Origin of the sequence: Streptomyces sp. LaPpAH-108, from assembly GCF_000373625.1 — a bacterium.
GTDB lineage: Bacteria > Actinomycetota > Actinomycetes > Streptomycetales > Streptomycetaceae > Streptomyces.
Map to the genome: position 1 here is coordinate 748,599 of NZ_KB891994.1, position 20,606 is coordinate 769,204.

12 protein-coding genes, 1 tRNA gene and 2 rRNA genes are annotated in these 20,606 nt (G+C 70.6%); 2 read left to right on the forward strand and 13 right to left on the reverse strand.

All coding sequences use genetic code 11. The features are described 5' to 3' along the window. Positions 1–48: 48 nt before the first annotated feature. A complete protein-coding gene (locus B079_RS0118920; RefSeq protein ID WP_018547417.1) occupies positions 49–891 on the forward strand; it encodes an Fpg/Nei family DNA glycosylase in 843 nt (280 codons plus the stop codon). A 539-nt stretch (positions 892–1,430) separates the two neighbouring features. Here B079_RS0118920 and B079_RS0118930 read toward each other — a convergent pair. From B079_RS0118930 to B079_RS0118970, 9 genes are all read right to left on the reverse strand, one after another. Next, a complete protein-coding gene (locus B079_RS0118930; RefSeq protein WP_018547419.1) occupies positions 1,431–1,901 on the reverse strand; it encodes a Dps family protein in 471 nt (156 codons plus the stop codon). A gap of 304 nt (positions 1,902–2,205) precedes the next feature. Beyond that, positions 2,206–2,580, reverse strand: coding sequence for a helix-turn-helix domain-containing protein (locus B079_RS0118935; protein WP_018547420.1), 375 nt, complete (start codon positions 2,578–2,580; stop codon positions 2,206–2,208). A gap of 109 nt (positions 2,581–2,689) precedes the next feature. Continuing rightward, positions 2,690–3,235, reverse strand: coding sequence for a CinA family protein (locus B079_RS0118940; RefSeq protein WP_018547421.1), 546 nt, complete (start codon positions 3,233–3,235; stop codon positions 2,690–2,692). Next, positions 3,232–3,975 carry a CDP-diacylglycerol--glycerol-3-phosphate 3-phosphatidyltransferase gene (gene pgsA / locus B079_RS0118945; protein ID WP_018547422.1) on the reverse strand — a complete coding sequence of 248 codons (744 nt, stop codon included), beginning with the start codon at positions 3,973–3,975 and terminating at the stop codon, positions 3,232–3,234. Before pgsA ends, B079_RS0118940 begins: the two co-directional genes overlap by 4 nt. Further along, complete coding sequence (gene rimO, locus B079_RS0118950) at positions 3,972–5,444, reverse strand: 30S ribosomal protein S12 methylthiotransferase RimO (protein WP_018547423.1); 1,473 nt, start codon at positions 5,442–5,444, stop codon at positions 3,972–3,974. The genes pgsA and rimO overlap by 4 nt, the downstream gene beginning before the upstream one ends. A gap of 103 nt (positions 5,445–5,547) precedes the next feature. Continuing rightward, the gene (locus B079_RS0118955) at positions 5,548–6,393 is read right to left on the reverse strand and encodes a helix-turn-helix domain-containing protein (protein WP_018547424.1); all 846 of its coding nucleotides are present in this window, start codon (positions 6,391–6,393) and stop codon (positions 5,548–5,550) included. Between the two features lie 317 nt (positions 6,394–6,710). Beyond that, positions 6,711–9,470 carry a DNA translocase FtsK gene (locus B079_RS0118960; protein ID WP_018547425.1) on the reverse strand — a complete coding sequence of 920 codons (2,760 nt, stop codon included), beginning with the start codon at positions 9,468–9,470 and terminating at the stop codon, positions 6,711–6,713. Between the two features lie 137 nt (positions 9,471–9,607). Continuing rightward, complete coding sequence (locus B079_RS0118965) at positions 9,608–10,288, reverse strand: response regulator (protein WP_018547426.1); 681 nt, start codon at positions 10,286–10,288, stop codon at positions 9,608–9,610. A gap of 299 nt (positions 10,289–10,587) precedes the next feature. Then, positions 10,588–16,065 carry a HAMP domain-containing protein gene (locus B079_RS0118970; RefSeq protein WP_086022384.1) on the reverse strand — a complete coding sequence of 1,826 codons (5,478 nt, stop codon included), beginning with the start codon at positions 16,063–16,065 and terminating at the stop codon, positions 10,588–10,590. Positions 16,066–16,504: 439 nt separating this feature from the next. Between B079_RS0118970 and B079_RS0118975 the strand changes: the two genes are divergently transcribed. Beyond that, positions 16,505–19,255: a SpoIIE family protein phosphatase gene (locus B079_RS0118975; protein WP_078495997.1), complete on the forward strand. Its 2,751-nt coding sequence runs from the start codon at positions 16,505–16,507 to the stop codon at positions 19,253–19,255. A gap of 85 nt (positions 19,256–19,340) precedes the next feature. Here the strand turns inward: B079_RS0118975 and B079_RS0118980 are convergent. The 4 genes from B079_RS0118980 to B079_RS0118995 form a co-directional block, all read right to left on the reverse strand. Next, positions 19,341–19,413, reverse strand: a tRNA-Thr gene (locus tag B079_RS0118980). A gap of 87 nt (positions 19,414–19,500) precedes the next feature. Next, the gene (locus B079_RS0118985) at positions 19,501–20,160 is read right to left on the reverse strand and encodes a DegT/DnrJ/EryC1/StrS family aminotransferase (protein WP_026248849.1); all 660 of its coding nucleotides are present in this window, start codon (positions 20,158–20,160) and stop codon (positions 19,501–19,503) included. Positions 20,161–20,274: 114 nt separating this feature from the next. Further along, positions 20,275–20,392 (reverse strand): 5S ribosomal RNA (gene rrf / locus B079_RS0118990). A gap of 83 nt (positions 20,393–20,475) precedes the next feature. Then, positions 20,476–20,606 (reverse strand): 23S ribosomal RNA (locus B079_RS0118995); the annotation flags it as partial.

The following is a 20,606-nucleotide window of genomic DNA, read 5'->3' on the forward strand; positions in this document are numbered from 1 at the left end:
CCCGAGTGACCGAAGCCGCACCCCACCCCGCCATGGCACGCTGGACCCATGCCCGAAGGTGACACGGTCTGGCAGGCCGCCAAGCGGCTGCACGACGCGCTCGCGGGCCGGGTGCTGACCCGCAGCGACTTCCGGGTGCCGAGGTACGCGACGCTCGACCTCACCGGCCGGACCGTCCTGAACACCGTCCCGCGCGGCAAACACCTGCTCACCCGCTTCGAGGGCGGCCTGACCCTGCACACGCATCTGCGCATGGAGGGCGCCTGGAAGGTGTACGGCAGCGGCGAGCGCTGGCGCGGCGGCCCCGGGCACCAGATCCGCGCCGTCCTCGGCGCGGACGACCGCACGGCCGTCGGCTACCGCCTCCAGGTGCTGGAGTTCCTGCGCACCACCGACGAGGAACGCGTCGTGGGCCACCTCGGCCCGGACCTCCTCGGCCCCGACTGGAATCCGGAACTCGCCCTCGCCAACCTCCAGGCGGCCCCCGATCGCCCCCTCGGCGAGGCCCTGCTCGACCAGCGCAACCTGGCCGGTATCGGCAACATCTACAAGAGCGAGCTGTGCTTCCTGCTCGGCGTGACCCCCTGGCTGCCGGTCGGCGCACTGCCCCCGGACCGGGCCGCCCAGCTGCCCGCCGTGGCCCAGCGCCTCCTGGAGATCAACCGCGACCGCCCCGTCCGCCAGACGACGGGCGTGCACCGCTACGACCTCTTCGTGTACGGCCGCGCACCCCGCCCCTGTCTGCGCTGCGGCACCTCGGTCCGGGTGGCCGACCAGGGCGACGGCTCCCAGGAGCGCCCCACCTACTGGTGCCCCACCTGCCAGCAGGGCCCCGCCCCGGCCCCCGGCTCACCCCAGCGCTGGCGCGACCGCCGACCCCACCGGTCCTGACCGGAAACACTCACCCCGGCTGCTGCCCGTCCCCCGCACCACCGCGCTCCACAGGCGGCGCCGAAAGGGACGGCCCCGCATCGGCCGCCCCCACGATAGGCGCCACCGAAGCGGACACCCCCGAAACAGGCGGCCCCGAAAGAGCCGCCGCCCCCGGCCCCACCGCCGAACCCCCCTCGTCCCCGGTCCCGCTCGCGCCCCCGCTCCCCCGCCAGGCCTCCCGCCACCGCCCCGGCCCCACGGCCCCCGCCGCCCGCTCCCAAGCCACACAGTGCACCGGCAGGACCCCGAGCCCCCACCCGCCGAGCACCACGGAGCCCTCCAGGACCCCCGCGCCCTCCCCCAGGGCCAGCCGCACCGCGGCCACCCACCACGCCGCGCCCAGCCCGAGCACAGCCCCCCAGCGCATCAATCGCCCCACCATGGCCCGCCACCTCCAGCCGGACGCTAGACCGCCGCCTGTCCCGCGAGGAAGGCGCACCGAGGGCTCACCGGAGCAGGGCGGGGAAACGGACTCCCGCCCCGTGCCGTCCATCCGCCTAGGAGTTCTCCGCCTGCCACATCCAGTGATGCTTCTCGAGGTCACCCGTGATCCCGATGAGCAGGTCCTCGGTCACCGGGTCGGCATCGCCGGTCGCGTTGACCCGTTCACGCATACGGGTGATGACCGCGCCGAGGGCGCCGACCATCGCGCCGACCGCGTCGGTGTCCTTGATCCAGCCCGCGGGCGGGGCCTCTATGCCGCTGCCGGAGGCCACGGAGGCCGCCCGCCCGTCCGGCGAGACACCGAGCGCGGAGGCCCGTTCGGCCACCGTGTCGGAGTGGGCGCGCGCGGAGGCGACCACGTCGTCCAGCTGGAGGTGGATGGAGCGGAAGCGCGGCCCGACGACGTTCCAGTGGATCTGCTTGGCGACCAGCGAGAGGTCCACCAGGTCGACGAGCGCGCCCTGCAGGGCGTCGGACACGGTCTTCAGCGCGTCTTCGGGCAGCGGGCTCTTCACCACGTACATCGCCGTTCCTCCGGGGTTCTCGGGCAGCCACCAGCGGCCTGCCGGCATCGGCCTGCCTCCACCATGACCGGCCCCGTGGACCCCGGCAAACGGTGGAGCCGGGACGCAAGCCGCCACGCCGGTACCCGGCACAAGCCCCGCCGATCGGCGGAACGCGGACGCGGCGGACGCGCACACCCGGAAAGCCCGGCCTGCGAAAGGGGCGCGGACATGCGAAAGCCCCGGCCGGGCCTCACCAGGATCTCCCTGGGAAGCCCGGCCGGGGCTTCACACGTATGGGGCTGTCAGGCCGCGCGCGTGAGGGTCACGCGGCGACCACGTCGACCGCCTCGGCCGGTGCCTTGATGGTCACCCGTTCCGGTGGCACACCGGTCACCGAGACGGAACCCAGCATCGGACGGACCGGCGCCGGGACGGCGTCGGTGACCGCGGCGGACTGGGCCAGCTCGGCGAGGGCGAGCTCGTCGCTCACTTCCCGCATGAGTTCCGACATCCGTACGTCCAGCGCGTCGCAGATGGCGGAGAGCAGTTCGGAGGAAGCCTCCTTCTGCCCCCGCTCCACCTCGGAGAGATAGCCGAGTGAGACTCGGGCGGACGAGGAGACTTCGCGCAGAGTACGGCCCTGGCGCTGGCGCTGCCGACGCAGCACGTCACCCAGCAGGCGACGGAGCAGAATCATCGGTGGCTCCCTCCTCGGACCGCGTAGCCGCATCCTTCTCGCCCCACCGTACCGCCTCGCGCCGCGGCCGTGCGGGGAGCGATGTCGTGTTCACTCAGGGCTGCAAACATCAAAACCCCCCGTTCCGTTCCGTATCCTGTGCCCGCTCATTTCCGGTCTGTTCGCCCGCAAGCTCCCGTAGAAGCAGGGCGAGTACGCTCCGTACACTCTCCCTACGAATTTCCGCACGGCTGCCGTTCAACCGCAGGGCCTCCACTTTTCCGCCGGGGGCGGAATCAAGGCGCTCTCCGGCCGGTCCGGCGACGGCGACGAAGACCGTTCCCACCGGGTTCCCGTCCTGTGGATCGGGGCCGGCGACGCCCGTGGTGGCGATGCCCCAGTCGGCCCCGAGGGCCTGGCGCACCCCTGCGGCCATCTGGGCCGCGACCTGCGGGTCCACCGCCCCGCGCCGCTCCAGGAGGGCGGCGTCGACACCGAGGAGCCGGTGCTTGAGCTCGGTGGCGTAGGCGGTGACCGAACCACGGAAGACCCGGGACGCCCCGGGTACCGCCGTGATTTCCGCGGCGACCAGGCCACCGGTCAGCGACTCGGCGACCGCGAGCGTCTTTCCGCTCACTGTCAGTAGTCGGACCAATTCGGTGGCCGTGGTCGTCACGCTTCCTGTTCCTCCAACGCCGCGGCGCGCTCCGCGATTCCCCGGCGGCGCAGCACGATGGCCTGTCTCACATAGTCGAGTCCGGTGATCACGGTGAGGATCACCGCGGCGGCCATCATCCAGAACCGCAGGGTGGCCAGCCAGCCGGTCAGCGGCAGGACGTACATCCCGACGGCGACGCCCTGGGTGAGCGTCTTGAGCTTGCCGCCCCGGCTGGCCGGGATCACGCCGTACCGGATGACCACGAAACGCAGCAGCGTGATGCCCAGTTCCCGGCCGAGGATGACCACCGTCACCCACCAGGGCAGGTCACCCAGGGACGACAGGCAGATCAGCGCCGCGCCCATGATCGCCTTGTCGGCTATCGGATCGGCGATCTTCCCGAAGTCGGTGACCAGGTCGTAGGTGCGCGCCAGATGACCGTCGAACAAGTCGGTGATCATGGCGATGGCGAAGGCTGCCCAGGCGAACGCGCGCCAGGCCGGGTCGTAGCCGCCGTCCTCCAGCATCAGGACCACGAAGCCGGGCACCAGGACCAGCCGGAGCATGGTCAGCAGATTGGCCACGTTCCAGACGCTGGCCTGGTTGACGGCGGCGGCAGCGAGCTTGCCGCCGCGCAGGGGCCGCGCGTCCGGCGCGAGGGCGGGACCGGAGACCTCCGGAACACCGTCGGCGGCCCGGTCCGCGGCGCTGTGCGCGCCCGGGGAGCCGCCCGAGGCGGATGCCGGGACTCCGGTCATCTGGCCGCCTCCTCGCTACACACCGACGAGCCAGGAAGCGGCTCGGCCACCAGGTCGACACCCTCCGTGCCGACCACCTTGGCCTCGACGATACGTCCGACGCTCAGCCCCTCGCCGCTCGTGAGCAGCACCTGGCCGTCCGTCTCCGGTGCCTGGTGGGCGGCGCGGCCGTACGTGCCGTCCTCGCCGTCGATGGACTCCACGAGGACGTGCACGGTTTCGCTCAGGCGCTCCTCGGCGCGCTGCGAGACCAGTTCCTCGGCGAGTCGCGAGACGCGGGCGAGGCGCTCGGCCACCACGTCCTCGTCGAGCTTGCCGTCGTAGGTCGCGGCCTCGGTGCCGTCCTCGTCCGAGTAGCCGAAGACGCCGATGGCGTCCAGGCGGGCGCCGGTCAGGAAGCGCTCCAGCTCGGCCAGGTCGGACTCGCTCTCGCCGGGGAAGCCGACGATGAAGTTGGAGCGCACACCGGCCTGGGGCGCCTTGGAGCGGATGGTGTCCAGCAGCTCCAGGAAGCGGTCGGTGTCGCCGAAGCGGCGCATGGAGCGCAGCACGTTCGGCGCGGAGTGCTGGAAGGACAGGTCGAAGTACGGGACGACCTTCGGGGTGGAGGTCAGCACGTCGATCAGGCCGGGCCGCATCTCGGCGGGCTGGAGGTAGCTGACGCGCACCCGCTCGATGCCGTCCACCTCGGCCAGCTCGGGCAGCAGGGACTCCAGGAGGCGGATGTCGCCCAGGTCCTTGCCGTAGGAGGTGTTGTTCTCGGAGACCAGCATGATCTCCTTGACGCCCTGCTCGGCCAGCCAGCGCGTCTCGTTGAGCACGTCGCTGGGGCGGCGGGAGATGAAGGAGCCCCGGAAGGACGGGATGGCGCAGAAGGAGCAGCGCCGGTCGCAGCCGGAGGCCAGCTTGACCGAGGCGACCGGGGAGCCGTCCAGGCGGCGGCGCAGGGGCGCGCGCGGTCCCGAGGAGGGCGCCAGGCCCTCGGGGAGGTCGACGGGGGCATGCCCGGGCAGGGCGACGGAGGCCGCGGACTCCTGGCGCGCGGCCGGGCTGATCGGCAGCAGCTTGCGGCGGTCGCGCGGGGTGTGGGCGGCGTGGATGCCGCCGGACAGGATGGTCTGCAGCCGGTCGGAGATGTCGGAGTAGTCGTCGAAGCCGAGCACGCCGTCGGCCTCGGGCAGCGCTTCGGCCAGCTCCTTGCCGTACCGCTCGGCCATGCAGCCCACGGCCACGACGGCCTGGGTTCTGCCGTGGTCCTTGAGGTCGTTGGCCTCCAGGAGGGCGTCGACGGAGTCCTTCTTGGCGGCTTCGACGAATCCACAGGTGTTGACGACGGCGACATCGGCGTCCGCGGCGTCCTCGACGAGCTGCCAGCCGTCCGCCTCCAAGCGGCCTGCGAGCTCCTCCGAGTCCACCTCGTTACGGGCGCAGCCGAGAGTGACGAGTGCGACGGTACGGCGTTCAGGCATGGGCTCAAGACTACTTTGTCTGACCGGCACCCTATGTCGACGGGGTTGACCGCTCCCGGCCAACCCCGTCGACACACGCTCACCCCGAGGTCACCCCGGGAGGTCAGCCCACCTCGGGATCGCCCTTGGTGTACGTCAGACGCTCCACGGCACCCGGCCGGAAGTCGTCGTCGATCTTCTTGCCGTTGACGTACAGCTGGATCGCCCCGGCGTCGCCGAGGATCAGATTGATCTTGGAGCTGTCCTGGAAGGTCTTGGACTGGCCCTTGTCGAGCAGCCCGTCGAAGAGCATCCGGCCGTTGTGGTCCTTGGCGGAGATCCAGCTGCGCCCGTTGGCCGCGCTGACCTGGACGGTCACCTTGTCCTGCGGGGCGGCGGCGATGGCGCTGTCGGACGGGTCGGACTTCGGGGTGACGGGCTTGGCCGTGGTCGGCGCGGCGGACGGGGACTTGGTGACGGTGGGCGAGGGGCTGCCCTCGGCGGCCTGCGTGTCGGCGCCGCCGCCGTCACCGCCCTTGAAGGCGGTGAAGCCGACGAAACCGATCACGACGACGATCGCGGCGACCATGGCGGCCGTCCAGTTGGGCCCCCGCCGTTCGGGTCGGATGCGTTCGGCCTCGAACAGCGGCGCGGCCGGGGTGGGCGCGGGCCGGCCGCCGTGTTCGGCGTCGAACTGCGCGACCAGGGGCACGGGGTCGAGGTGCACGGCGCGGGCCAGTGTGCGAATGTGCCCACGGGCGTACACGTCGCCGCCACAGGGGGCGAAGTCGTCGGCTTCTATGGCGTGCACGATGGCGAGACGGACGCGCGTGGCGTTGCTGACGTCGCTGACCGTCAGACCGGCGGCGAGGCGCGCCTGCTTGAGGGCATGGCCGACGGAGGGACGCTCTTCGTCGGGTACGTCGTGGAACGGACGCTCGTCTTCGGGGGAGTTGCTGCCGATGGACACGGGGGCGCCTTTCGAGCGTGTGAGCCACCTGTGCTGGAGGTTCAGTCTAGGCGGGGTACGAAAGGGTGGGGCAAGCGGGCGACGGGACTTTGTACGCCATCGGAATGGCCGGTCAGTCCGACGGCGGGACGGGGGAATCGGCCCCCGAAGGAAACCTCTACCCCGCATCTCGCTCAACTTGACGTACTGCGAAGGGAAACGGTTGCTCGCCGAGATCTAACAGGTGGATCACGGCGGTGCGGCCACCCGGCGCAACACCGACACGCCGGGTGGCCCGCTCTCCTTCAGCGTGTTAGGGCCTGCTGTCGTGGCGGGCCCTAACCGTCAGACTCCCCCCGGATCACGGCAAGCACTCCGTCCAGTTCGTCAGGTTTCACGAGAACGTCACGAGCCTTCGAACCCTCGCTCGGTCCCACGATGTTCCGGGACTCCATGAGGTCCATGAGCCGGCCCGCCTTGGCGAAGCCCACGCGCAGCTTGCGCTGGAGCATGGAGGTGGAGCCGAACTGGGTGGAGACGACCAGCTCGGCCGCCTGGCACAGCAGGTCGAGGTCGTCGCCGATGTCCTCGTCGATCTCCTTCTTCTGCTTGGTGCCCACGGTGACGTCGTCCCGGAAGACCGGCGCCATCTGGTCCTTGCAGTGCTGGACGACGACCGCGACCTCTTCCTCCGTCACGAACGCGCCCTGCATACGGGTCGGCTTGTTGGCGCCCATGGGCAGGAAGAGGCCGTCGCCCTTGCCGATGAGCTTCTCGGCGCCGGGCTGGTCGAGGATGACCCGGGAGTCGGCCAGCGAGGAGGTCGCGAAGGCCAGCCGGGAGGGCACGTTGGCCTTGATGAGACCGGTGACCACGTCCACGGAGGGCCGCTGCGTGGCGAGCACCAGGTGGATGCCCGCCGCGCGGGCGAGCTGGGTGATGCGCACGATCGCGTCCTCGACGTCACGCGGGGCGACCATCATGAGGTCGGCCAGCTCGTCCACGATCACCAGCAGATACGGGTACGGCTGCAGCTCGCGCTCGCTGCCGGGCGGCGGGGTGACCTTGCCCTCGCGCACCGCGCGGTTGAAGTCGTCGATGTGCCGGTAGCCGTAGGCGGCGAGGTCGTCGTAGCGCAGGTCCATCTCGCGCACGACCCACTGCAGGGCCTCGGCGGCCCGCTTGGGGTTGGTGATGATCGGCGTGATCAGGTGCGGGATGCCCTCGTAGGCGGTCAGCTCCACACGCTTGGGGTCGACCAGGATCATCCGCACGTCGTCCGGGGTCGCGCGCATCATGATCGAGGTGATCAGGCAGTTGATGCAGGACGATTTGCCGGAACCGGTCGCACCGGCGACCAGTATGTGCGGCATCTTGGCCAGCGAGTGCATCACGTACCCGCCCTCGACGTCCTTGCCGAAGGCGACCAGCATCGGGTCGTCGTCCTCGGCGGACTCCGCGAGCCGCAGGACGTCACCGAGGTTGACCATCTCCCGGTCGGTGTTGGGGATCTCGATGCCGACCGCCGACTTGCCGGGGATCGGGCTGATGATCCGCACGTCCGGGCTGGCGACGGCGTACGCGATGTTCTTGGTGAGCGCAGTGATCCGCTCGACCTTCACGGCGGGGCCGAGCTGGACCTCGTAGCGGGTGACCGTCGGGCCCCGGGTGAAGCCGGTGACGGCGGCGTCCACCTTGAACTCGGAGAACACGGTGGTCAGGGAGTCCACGACCGCGTCGTTGGCGGCGCTGCGCGACTTGCCGGGGCCGCCCCGGGTGAGCAGGTCGAGCGAGGGCAGCGCGTAGGTGATGTCCCCGGAGAGCTGGAGCTGTTCGGCGCGCGCGGGCATCTCGCGGGGTTCGGGCGGCGGGGAGGACTTGGTGAGGTCGGGGACGCTGCGGGAACCCGACGGGGCATTGCCGGAGCCCGACGAGACGCCGCCGGAGCCCGTGGACGTGTCCCGCTGCGGCCGGGCACCCGGCACCGGAACCGGCGTCGTCTCCTCGCGGTCGCCCACGCTCACCCCCTGGGTGAGGTCGGCGACCACCGGGGAGGGCGGCATCCCGTGCAGCACGGCCCCGTCGAGCGCGGCGGCGGCTGCCGCGGCGACGTCCACCGCGTCCATCGGCCGCTTCGGGTCGGGCTGGGGCACGGCGGAGCGCCGGGGGCGGCTGCGGCGGCGCGCGAGGGCGTCCTCCTCGGCGCTGTCCGGGTCGTGGTCCGCCGGGGCGCCCCGACGCGTCCGGGAGCGTCCGGGGGCGCTTTCGCGCCACTCCTCGTCGTACTCCGCGAACTCCCCGTCCTCCAGGCCGTCGGCGGCCGGGTCGTGCACCACGCCCAGGCGCACCCCGAGCGCGCGCAGGCGCTGCGGAACGGCGTTGACCGGGGTGGCGGTGACCACCAGCAGCCCGAACACGGTCAGCAGCACCAGCAGCGGCACGGCGAGCACGGCGGTCATGGTGTACGTCAGCGGGGTCGCGGCGGCCCAGCCGATGAGGCCGCCCGCGTCTCTTATGGCCCGCATCCCGTCACTGCGGGCGGGCGAGCCGCAGGCGATGTGGACCTGGCCGAGGACGCCGATGACGAGCGCGGACAGGCCGATCACGATCCGCCCGTTGGCCTCCGGCTGCTCGGGGTGCCGGATGAACCGTACGGCGATCACCGCGAGCAGGATCGGGACCAGCAGGTCGAGCCGCCCGAAGGCGCCGGTGACCAGGATCTCCACCAGGTCGCCGACGGGGCCGCGCAGATCGGCCCAGGTCCCGGCGGCCACGATCAGCGCGAGGGCGAACAGCAGCAGGGCCACTCCGTCCTTGCGATGGGCCGGGTCCAGGTTCTTCGCACCCTGCCCTATGCCCCGGAAGACGGCGCCGACCGCGTGCGCGAGGCCCAGCCAGAGGGCGCGCACGAGCCGGTACACGCCCCCGGTGGGGCTGGGGGCGGGCTTCGCCGGCGCGGGCTTGCGCGCCGGGGCCTTCTTGGCCGCCGCCTTCTTGGCCGGGGCCTTCTTCGCGGGGGCCTTCCTCGCCGGAGCCTTCGCGGGAGCAGCCGCCTTCCTGGCGGGCTGCTTCTTGGCTGCGGAGGGACGTGAGGCCATGGGTGTGAGGTTACCGGTGAGGAGGACAACGGACACGTGTGCCCAGAGCTTCACCCGTTCGTGTCGCCCGTGCCGTGGCACGGAACTGACGTGCCCTCATGGCCGACCGCTCGGCGTGAGCGGCGGCTCCCGGCACGTCAGTTCTGCGGAGGCAGCGGCGCGCCCCCGCCGTCGGCGCCCGGTTCCAGTGCGTCCAGCGCGCGCCGCAGTCCGGTGAGCTTGCGCTCCAGATGCGCGGCCGTGGCGACCGCCGCCGCGTCCGCCGACTCCTCGTCCAGCTGCTTGGAGAGCGCCTCGGCCTGCTCCTCGACGGCCGCGAGCCGCGCGGACAGTTCCGCGAGCAGTCCGGCGGGCTCCTTGCCGCCGACCGCGTTCTTGCCGCCGCCCTCCAACTGGAGCCGCAGCAGCGCCGCCTGCTCCCGCAGCTGGCAGTTCTTCATGTACAGGTCGACGAACACCGACACCTTGGCGCGCAGCACCCAGGGGTCGAACGGCTTGGAGATGTAGTCCACCGCGCCCGCCGCGTACCCCCGGAAGGTGTGGTGGGGGCCGTGATTGATCGCGGTCAGGAAGATGATCGGGATGTCCCGTGTCCGCTCCCGCCGCTTGATGTGCGCCGCGGTCTCGAAACCGTCCATGCCCGGCATCTGGACATCCAGCAGAATGACCGCGAAATCGTCCGTGAGCAGTGCTTTGAGCGCTTCCTCCCCGGACGATGCCCGCACCAGCGTCTGATCGAGCGCCGAGAGGATGGCCTCCAGCGCCAGCAGATTCTCCGGCCGGTCATCGACCAGGAGGATCTTGGCCTTCTGCACCATGGCCCGCCCTCCTCGCCCCGGCGGTACACCGGGCGCCGCCCCAGGGGACGACTCCCTTTCGCCGCCCGTCCTTGTGCCGGTCATCGTAGCCGCACCCCGCCCGTCGCCACACCCTGTCACCGTGATGTCACTGTGCACGGAGCGGAAACGCGGACCAGGCCCGGAACGTTCCCGGAATCCAGGATTCCGACACCTGCCGGGGATGTGAGTCCTCGGTCACATCCCCTTCTGTCACACCGTCACCGGGGCGCGCGGTACTGCCACTACGGCCCCGGCCCCGGCCCCGGTTCTCCGGACCATCAGCCGCCGTTCGGCTCCGGCCGCATCCACTGTCGCATGACGCCCAGCAGATGGTCGGGGTCGACCGGCTTGGTGACGTAGTCGGAGGCGCCCGACTGGAGCGCCTTCTCCCGGTCGCCCTTCATCGCCTTGGCGGTCAGCGCGATGAGGGGCAGCCCCGCGAACTGCGGCATCCTGCGGATCGCCGTGGTGGTCGCGTAGCCGTCCATCTCCGGCATCATGATGTCCATCAGCACGACCACCACGTCGTCGTGCTGCTCAAGCACCTCGATGCCCTCGCGGCCGTTCTCGGCGTACAGCACCGCCAGCCCGTGCTGCTCAAGCACGCTGGTGAGCGCGAACACGTTGCGCACGTCGTCGTCGACGATCAGCACCTTCTCGCCGCCGAACCGCACGGCGGCCTCCGTCCGCACCTCGCCCTCCTGCTGCTCCGAGGGCGCCTGCGGGAGTTCGAGCCGGGGTTCGGGCGCCGTGTTCCGGCGGCGCCGCCGGAAGAGCGCGGCGGGGCCGTTCTGCGTCTCCCGGTACGACGTCACCTCGGCCGGGGTCTCGGTCTCCACCGCCGACAGCTCCGAGGAGACGCGCACCTCGGAGGCGGCGACCAGCTCACCGGCCTCCAGCTGCGGCACGGACTGCTGGTAGTAGCCCTGCGGCGGGAAGCCGTTCAGATGCAGCGGGAGATACAGCGTGAACGTCGAGCCGCGGCCCGGCTCGCTCTGCGCGTGGATCTCACCGCCGAGCAGCTGGGCGATCTCACGGGAGATCGACAGGCCGAGCCCGGTGCCGCCGTACTTGCGGCTGGTCGTGCCGTCGGCCTGCTTGAACGCTTCGAAGATCACCCGCATCTTGCTCGCGGCGATCCCGATACCGGTGTCGGTCACCGAGAACGCGATCAGCGGCGCGTCCGGATCGGTCAGCGACCCCGCCTCCAGCAACTGCTCCCGGATGGACTGCGGTACGTCCGTCCCGGCGGGCCGGATCACCAGCTCCACCGAGCCCGAGTCGGTGAACTTCACCGCGTTGGACAGCAGGTTGCGCAGCACCTGGAGCAGCCGCTGCTCGTCGGTGTGCAGGGTCGCGGGCAGCTCAGGGGAGACCCGCACCGAGAGGTCCAGGCCCTTCTCCGCCGTCAGCGGCCGGAAGGTCGCCTCCACGTAGTCCACCAGCTGGACCAGCGCGATCCGCGTCGGCGAGACGTCCATCTTGCCCGCCTCGACCTTCGACAGATCGAGGATGTCGTTGATCAGCTGGAGCAGGTCCGAGCCCGCGCCGTGGATGGTCTCGGCGAACTCCACCTGCTTCGGGGAGAGGTTGCTCTCCGCGTTGTCGGCGAGCAACTTGGCCAGGATCAGCAGGGAGTTGAGCGGCGTCCGCAGCTCGTGCGACATGTTGGCGAGGAACTCGCTCTTGTAGCGCATCGACACCGCGAGCTGCTCGGCGCGCTCCTCCAGGACCTGCCGCGCCTCCTCGATCTCGGTGTTCTTCACCTCGATGTCGCGGTTCTGCCGGGCCAACAGCTCGGCCTTCTCCTCCAGTTCGGCGTTGGAGGACTGCAGCGCCTTCTGCCGGTTCTCCAACTCCTCGGACCGCTCGCGCAGTTGCTCGGTCAGCTCCTGCGACTGCGCCAGCAGCTGCTCGGTCTTGGTGTTGACCGAGATGGTGTTGACGCTGGTCGCGATCATCTCCGCGATCTGGCTGAGGAAGTCCCGCTGGATGTGCGTGAACCGGGTGAAGGACGCCAGCTCGATGACCCCGAGCACCTTGCCCTCGAAGACCACCGGCAGCACGATCAGCTGCGCGGGCCGCGCCTCGCCGAGCCCCGAGGTGATCTTCAGATAGCCGGCCGGGGTCTCCTCGACCAGCAGCGTGCGCTTCTCCTGCGCCACCGCGCCGATCAGCCCCTCACCGGGACGGAACGACGTCGGCATGGCCCCCGTAGTGCAGCCGTACGAGCCCAGCAGCCGCAGCTCGTACTGCTCCTCGAAGTCGCCGCCGATGTCCTGGCCCTCCACCAGCGGCATCGCCAGGAAGAACGCGCCGTGCTGCGCGGAGACCACCGGCGTCAGCTCGCTCATGATGAGCGAGGCCACGTCCTTGAGATCGCGGCGCCCCTGCATGAGCGCGGAGATCCGGGCCAGGTTGCCCTTGAGCCAGTCCTGTTCCTTGTTGACGATCGTGGTGTCCCGCAGATTGGCGATCATCTTGTTGATCGAGTCCTGCAGTTCCTGGATCTCACCGGAAGCGTCCACATCGATCTTCAGGTTGAGATCGCCGCGCGTCACGGCCGTGGCGACCTTCGCGATCGCGCGCACCTGCCGGGTCAGGTTCCCGGCCATCTCGTTCACGGACTCGGTCAGGTCGCGCCAGGTGCCGTCCACGTCCCGCACACGCGCCTGGCCGCCCAGGATGCCCTCCGTGCCCACCTCGCGGGCGACGCGGGTCACCTCCTGGGCGAAGGACGACAGCTGGTCCACCATCGTGTTGATCGTCGTCTTCAGCTCAAGGATCTCGCCCCGGGCGTCAATGTCGATCTTCTTCGTCAAGTCACCCTTGGCGATGGCCGTGGTCACCATGGCGATGTTGCGCACCTGGCCGGTCAGGTTGGACGCCATCCCGTTCACCGACTCGGTGAGGTCCTTCCACGTGCCCGCCACACCGGGAACGTGCGCCTGACCGCCCAGGATGCCGTCCGTACCCACCTCGCGGGCCACCTTGGTGACCTGGTCCGCGAACGAACTCAGCGTCTTCACCATGATGTTGATGGTGTCCGCGAGCTGCGCCACCTCACCGCGCGCCTCGATCGTCACCTGACGGGTCAGGTCACCGTTGGCCACCGCCGAGGCGACCTGCGAGATGTTGCGCACCTGCATGGTCAGGTTGTTGGCCATCAGGTTGACGTTGTTGCTCAGGTCCTTCCAGATGCCCGTGACACCCGGCACATGCGCCTGACCGCCCAGGATGCCCTCGGTGCCCACCTCACGGGCCACCCGGGTCACCTGCTCGGCGAAGCTGGACAGCTGGTCCACCATCGTGTTGACCGTGGTGACCAGCTCAAGGATCTCGCCCTTGGCGTCGACCGTGATCTTCTTCGACAGGTCGCCCTTGGCCACCGCCGTCGTCACCTCGGCGATGTTGCGCACCTGGCTCGTCAGGTTGTTCGCCATGAAGTTCACGGACTGCGTGAGGTCCTTCCAGGTGCCCGAGACACCCTGGACCTCGGCCTGGCCGCCGAGGATGCCCTCCGTGCCCACCTCACGGGCGACGCGCGTGACCTCCTGCGCGAACGACGACAGCTGGTCCACCATCGTGTTCAGCGTGTTCTTCAGCTCCAGGATCTCCCCGCGCGCGTCCACGGTGATCTTCTGGGAGAGGTCACCGCGCGCCACCGCGGTCGCGACCTGCGCGATGTTGCGCACCTGGCCGGTCAGGTTGCCCGCCATGCCGTTCACCGACTCGGTGAGGTCCCGCCACACCCCGGCCACGCCCGGCACCTGCGCCTGACCGCCGAGACGGCCCTCCGTACCCACGTCCCGGGCGACCCGGGTCACCTGGTCGGCGAAGGCGGAGAGCTGGTCCACCATCGTGTTGATGGTGTTCTTCAGCTCCAGGATCTCCCCGCGCGCGTCCACGCCGATCTTCTGCGACAGATCGCCGCGCGCCACGGCCGTCGTCACCTGGGAGATGTTGCGCACCTGCATGGTCAGGTTGTTGGCCATCAGGTTGACGGAGTCCGTCAGCTCCTTCCAGGTGCCCGAGACGCCGTCCACCCGGGCCTGACCACCGAGGCGGCCCTCCGTACCCACGTCACGGGCCATCCGCGTCACCTGGTCGGCGAAGCTGGAGAGCTGGTCCACCATGGTGTTCACGGTGTTCTTCAGCTTCAGCATCTCGCCGGAGACGTCCACGGTGACCTTCTGCGAGAGGTCGCCGTTGGCCACCGCCGTCGTCACCTGGGCGATGTTGCGCACCTGACCGGTCAGGTTGCGGAACGCGGTGTTGACCGAGTCCGTCAGGTCCTTCCAGGTACCGGCCGCCCCGGACACCTGTGCCTGACCGCCCAGCTCGCCCTCGACGCCGATCTCCCGCGCGACCCGGGTCACCTCGGCACCGAACGCCGACAGCTGGTCCACCATGCCGTTGACGGTGTTCTTCAGCTCCAGCATCTCGCCGGCCACGTCCACCGTGACCTTCTGCGACAGATCACCGTTCGCCACGGCGGTCGTCACGGCCGCGATGTCCCGCACCTGCGTCGTCAGGTTCCGGAAGACCGTGTTGACCGAGTCCGTCAGGTCCTTCCAGGTGCCCGCCGCGCCCGGCACATTGGCCTGACCACCGAGCCGCCCCTCGGCGCCGACCTCGTTGGCCACGCGTGTGACCTCGTCCGCGAAGATCCGCAGCGTCTCGGTCATCTGGTTGATGGTCTCGGCGAGCTGCGCGACCTCGCCGCGCGCGGGCACCGTCACCTTCTGCGAGAGATCACCGCTCGCGACCGCCGTCGTCACCTGCGAGATCCCGCGCACCTGAGCGGTGAGGTTGCCCGCCATGGTGTTGACGGAGTCGGTCAGCTCCTTCCACACCCCGGCCACGCCCGGCACCTGCGCCTGGCCGCCCAGGATGCCCTCGGTGCCCACCTCACGGGCGACCCGCGTCACCTCGGAGGAGAAGGACGACAACTGCTCCACCATCGTGTTGACGGTGTTCTTCAGCTCCAGCATCTCGCCGGCCACCTGCACGGTGACCTTGCGCGAGAGATCACCGCTCGCCACCGCCGTCGTCACCAGGGCGATGTCCCGCACCTGGGCGGTGAGCCGGTTCGCCATGGTGTTGACGGACTCCGTCAGGTCCTTCCAGGACCCCGACATGCCCCGCACCTTGGCCTGACCGCCGAGCTTGCCCTCGGTGCCGACCTCGACGGCGACCCGCGTCACCTCGTCGGTGAACGTGGACAGCTGGTCCACCAGGTTGTTGACGGTCCGGCCCACCTTCAGGAACTCGCCCCGCAGCGGATGCCCGGTCCCGTCCGGCGCCTCGGTGCGCAGATCCATGCGCGGCGACAGATCGCCCTCCGCGACGGCCGTCAGCACCCGGCTGACCTCCGAGACCGGCCACACCAGCTCGTCGACCAGCGCGTTGGAGTTCTCCACGGCGCTCGCCCAGGACCCCTCGCAGGCCCCCGTCTCCAGCCGCTCGGTGAGCTTGCCCTCGCGGCCGACCATGCGCCGTACCCGGGACAGCTCACCGGTGAGATGGAGATTGCGGTCGGCGACCTCGTTGAAGACCGCCGCGATCTCCGACATCACCCCGTCCCCGGACACCGTGAGCCGCTTGCGGAAGTTGCCGTCCCGCATGGCCTCCAGAGCCGAGAGCAACCGGTTCAGGGCAGCCGTGTCCACGACGGTGGTGCCCCCGCCCCTCCGCGCGGACGGTCCGCCCTTCGCGCGCGTCTTCGTGCCCCGCGTCGCTGCGCCAGACTCCACTGTGTCCCTCCCGGAGGGGTAGACCGTCACTGCCGTGCCCGGCGGCGCCGGCCCGGTGCGCCGCCGGCCGGCGCACCGGATTGCTTCCGCGTACTCGTCACCGCCCGGTCCCTGCGACCGCCCGGTACTTCTGCCGATACCACTGTCCGCGAAGTTCCGGCCGCACCAGGGGCTGCTGCCCACCGCTCGAGGAACACACGCGGACCGGCCGGACCTTCATCAAAATCCTGCCCAGTGTTTCACCCCGGCCGAACCAGGCCATAACAGTTCGGCAGCTTCGCACATCGTCCGCACACTCTGGGGGGTAAACACCGGTGACCGGCATCCGCTCGGACGGCGAAGGTAAGTAACCTTGCACCGGGCTGTCCAGCCGCACCGGCCCGGCCGGCCCGTGCGCCGAGACGACGAAGAGCGGTTATCGGAGGGGCGGCCGCGGAGCATGACCGGAGCGATCCCGGGGGAACAGCACCCCGAGCAACGGCCGACGGGCGAGCGGATGCCGCGGCAGCGGCACGAGCCGGCCGGCCCCATCGCCTTGCACGTAGACGACAGGTCAGGGAGTTCTGTGATCACCGCGCGCGCGGTCGCCAGCTTCGAGCCCGTGGGGCGTTCGGTCGCGACCGCCCGGTCCTTCGTCCGCGACACCCTCCAGGGCTGGGGCTTCGCCGACATCGTCGACGACGCCGTGGTCCTCACCAGCGAACTGGTGACCAACGCCGTCGTCCACGCGGGCACCGAGGCCGAGGTCCTGTGCCTGCGCACCGAACCCGGCGTCCGCATCGAGGTCTCCGACCGCTATCCCGAGCGCGAGGTCCCGCTGCAGAACGCGCACGCGGTCATGGGCAGCCCCGACCGCGAGGGCGGTCGCGGTCTCCAGCTGTGCGCGGCCCTCGCCTCCCGCTGGGGCGTGGAGTACACCTCCACCCACAAGAACGTCTGGTTCCAGCTCGACCTGCCCGAACGCGCGCTCGGCACCCGAACCGCCGGTCCCGCCCTGCCCACCGATCTGCTGCCGACCGCCGACGGCCGGGTCCGCGTCGCCGTCCTCCAGATCGACCGCAAGGGCTCGGTCAGCGCCTGGAACGAGGACGCCGAGGAACTCTTCGGCTACGCGGCCGACGAGGTCGTCGGCAAGCCCCTCACCGACCTCGCCGCCTGGCCGCACACCCCCGGCACCGGCACCGGCATCGCCGAAGCGCTCCAGCTCTCCCGCTGGGAGGGCAGCTACGGCGTCCGCCGCGCCGACGGCCGCGTCGCCCCCGTCTACGCCTCCCACCTCCGGGTCCGCGACACCGGCGGCGAGCCCTCCACCGTCTGCCTCCTGGTCCGCGACCACGAGCGTGCCGTCCTCCAGACCCCCTCCCGCGTGCCCGCAGGCGACCAGGGCGGCGCCGAAGGCCCGAGCGCCGACCCCTTCGAGGTCTTCATCGGCTCCCCCGCCCCCGACGACCTCGACGGCCTCCTCCAGCGCACGGTCGAGCGCGCCCGCGACATGCTCGACGGCGACTCCGCCTTCCTGCTGCTCGCCACCGACGACGAGACCGAGCTGGAGGTCCGCGCCTCCACCGGCCTGCCCTCCGCCCGCCAGCGCTTCGCCCGCGTCCCCGTCGAAGCGGGCCCCGGGCGCTACGGCTCGGCGCGCATGCCCGCCGTCCACGAGGACCTGACCTCCGTACCCGGCGCGGTGCCCCTCCTGACGGGCACCGGGATGCGCTCGGTCGTCACGGTGCCGCTCAAGGTCGAGGGCCGCCTCACCGGCTCCCTGGGCGTCGCCGCCGAGGGGCCCGGCCGCTACTCCAACGAGGAGGCGCTGCGCCTCCAGTTCGCCGCCGACCGCATCGCCCTGGCCGTCGAATCGGCCCGCCTCGGCGAACTGGAGCGGCTGCGCAGAGGCTCGCTCAGCTTCCTGGTCGAGGCGTCCGACCTGCTGGCGGGCACCCTGGACCGCGACCAGACACTGGCCCTCATGGCCCAGATGACGGTGCCGACCCTGGCCACCTGGTGCGCGGTCTACACGATCGCCGACCCGGCCTCCGACCCCTATCTGTCGTACGTCCTCCACGAGGACGAGGAACTGATCGACGGCATCAAGTCCCTGCTGTCGAAGATCCCCCCGCCCGAGGCGGTCCTGACCCCCGGCGCCCAGGTCTGGCCGCTGCCCGGCGAGGTCGCCCACCAGGCGGCCCTGCGCAGCTCCATGCGCAGCCTCGGCCTGGCGGGCGGTCCCGCCCAGCAGGTCACGGCCGGCATCGGCCCGACCCTGGCGACGGCCTCCGCCGTCGGCGGCGAGACCGTGGTCCTGCCGCTGGTCGCCCGCAACCGCGTCATCGGCATGCTGATCCTCGGCAAGCCCACGGACGAACACTTCCGCCAGGAGATCCTGGAGCTGGCCGAGGACCTCTCCCGCCGTGCCGCGCTCGCCCTGGACAACGCCCGCCTGTACTCGGAGCGCACGGCCATCAGCCAGTCCCTCCAGCGCAGCCTGCTGCCCCCGGGCCTGCCGCACATCGACGGCGTCGAGGTCGACGTCATCTACCGCGCGGCCGGTGAGGGCAACGAGGTCGGCGGCGACTTCTACGACCTCTTCCCGATCGGCGACGGCGCCTACGGCTTCGCCATCGGCGACGTCTGCGGCACCGGACCCAACGCCGCCGCCGTCACCGGCCTGGCCCGGCACGCCCTGCGCCTGCTGGCCCGCGAGGGCCTGAGCGGCCCGGCGGTCCTGGAGCGGCTGAACTCCGCGATCCTCGACGAGGGCGACCGCAGCCGCTTCCTCACCCTGCTCTACGGCGAGTTGCGGCCACAGCCCAACGGCGGCGCCGAGATGAAGATGGTCTGCGCGGGCCACCCGCTCCCGCTGCGCCTGCGCCAGGACGGCACGGTGGAGACCGCCGCCGAACCCCAGCCCCTGCTCGGCGTGATCGAGGACCTGGAGCTGTACGAGGAGACGGTCACTCTCGACCCCGGCGACGTGCTGCTGTGCGTCACGGACGGCGTCACCGAACGCCGCGAGGGCACCCGCATGTTGGGCGACGACGGCCTCGCCGACGTCCTCACCACATGCACGGGTCTCACCGCGGGCGCGGTGGCCGCCCGCATCCTGCGCGCGGTGGAGCGTTTCGCCTCCGACGCGCCGTCCGACGACATGGCGATCCTGGCGATGCGGGTTCCGGGCCTTCAGCAGGACTGAGGCCCGGGGCCACCGGCCCTACCGGCCCCACCGGCCTCCGGACATGAAAAAGACCCCGCCCGAATGGGCGGGGTCTTTTTCGCTGAGCCCCCAAACGGAATCGAACCGTTGACCTTCTCCTTACCATGGAGACGCTCTACCGACTGAGCTATAGGGGCCTTGTCGCTTTCGAGGTTTCCCTCGCGGCAACAAGAAGATCGTACCCCGAACCCGCACGGGTTCCCAAATCCGTTCGGGCCCGATCATCAAGCGGGCTGAAGCAGTCCCCCAAGAGCGTTGCAGGCGGCGGCGATCCGGTGCATGTCCCGCTTCGTCAGGGCGGCTTCCACGGGCAGCGCCAGCGTCTCGTCGGCGGCCCGCTCGGTCTCCGGAAGCGACACACAGCGCCGGAATCCGGGCAGCCGGTGGACGGGCGTCCGCACGGGCACCCGGCAGTCAACTCCCCTGGCCCGCAAGGCGCGCGCGAACGCGTCCCGGTCCGGCCGTCCGTTGCCCGGCACCCGCACCACGTACTGCTGATAGGTGTGCCCGTCGCCCCCGGCCGGAGTGCGCACCCCCTTGAGCCGCGCGTCGAGATACGCGGCCCGCTCCCGACGGGAGGCCAGCTCGTCGTACGGTGTCTCGGACTCGCCGTGCTCCAGCACGAACAGCCCGTGCCGCGCGGCGACTTCGCGCAACGCCCCGGTGTCCGCCCGCCGTCCGAAGCGGTGCACGACAACAAGGGCCGCGGTGCGGGGAGTTACCGTCGCCTCCACGGCAGCGGCGTCGAGGCAGTAGGTGACGGGGTCTATGTCGGCGAAGGCCGGCAGCGCACCCGCCCGGGTCACGGCCTCGGCGATCTCCGCGTTCCCGAAAGCCGGTACGACGACCTCGTGACCGACGCCCACACCGGCGGCCCTGAGCATTTCAGCGGTAGCCATGGGCCCCATGCTTCGGGGGCAATATGAACGTAAAGTTAAGCAAAACAAAAAAGGGCTGGTCCCCGAACCGAAGTTCGGGGACCAGCCCTATCAAAAGGAGTTCGGCGGCGTCCTACTCTCCCACAAGGTCCCCCTTGCAGTACCATCGGCGCTGTTGAGGCTTAGCTTCCGGGTTCGGAATGTAACCGGGCGTTTCCCTCACGCTATGACCACCGAAACACTATGAAACTTTCAGACCGTCATGTGTGGCACATGAGGCTGTTCGTGGTTTCAGAACCAACACAGTGGACGCGAGCAACTGAGGACAAGCCCTCGGCCTATTAGTACCAGTCAACTCCACCCGTTACCAGGCTTCCATATCTGGCCTATCAACCCAGTCGTCTACTGGGAGCCTTACCCTCTCAAGGAGGTGGGAATACTCATCTCGAAGC

Coding starts and splice junctions, on each gene's coding strand:
- B079_RS0118920 (WP_018547417.1), top strand. CDS start 49: ATGCCCGAAGGTGACACGGTCTGGCAGGCCGCCAAGCGGCTGCACGAC.
- B079_RS0118930 (WP_018547419.1), bottom strand. CDS start 1,901: ATGTACGTGGTGAAGAGCCCGCTGCCCGAAGACGCGCTGAAGACCGTG.
- B079_RS0118935 (WP_018547420.1), bottom strand. CDS start 2,580: ATGATTCTGCTCCGTCGCCTGCTGGGTGACGTGCTGCGTCGGCAGCGC.
- pgsA (WP_018547422.1), bottom strand. CDS start 3,975: ATGACCGGAGTCCCGGCATCCGCCTCGGGCGGCTCCCCGGGCGCGCAC.
- rimO (WP_018547423.1), bottom strand. CDS start 5,444: ATGCCTGAACGCCGTACCGTCGCACTCGTCACTCTCGGCTGCGCCCGT.
- B079_RS0118960 (WP_018547425.1), bottom strand. CDS start 9,470: ATGGCCTCACGTCCCTCCGCAGCCAAGAAGCAGCCCGCCAGGAAGGCG.
- B079_RS0118965 (WP_018547426.1), bottom strand. CDS start 10,288: ATGGTGCAGAAGGCCAAGATCCTCCTGGTCGATGACCGGCCGGAGAAT.
- B079_RS0118975 (WP_078495997.1), top strand. CDS start 16,505: ATGACCGGAGCGATCCCGGGGGAACAGCACCCCGAGCAACGGCCGACG.
- B079_RS0118985 (WP_026248849.1), bottom strand. CDS start 20,160: ATGCTCAGGGCCGCCGGTGTGGGCGTCGGTCACGAGGTCGTCGTACCG.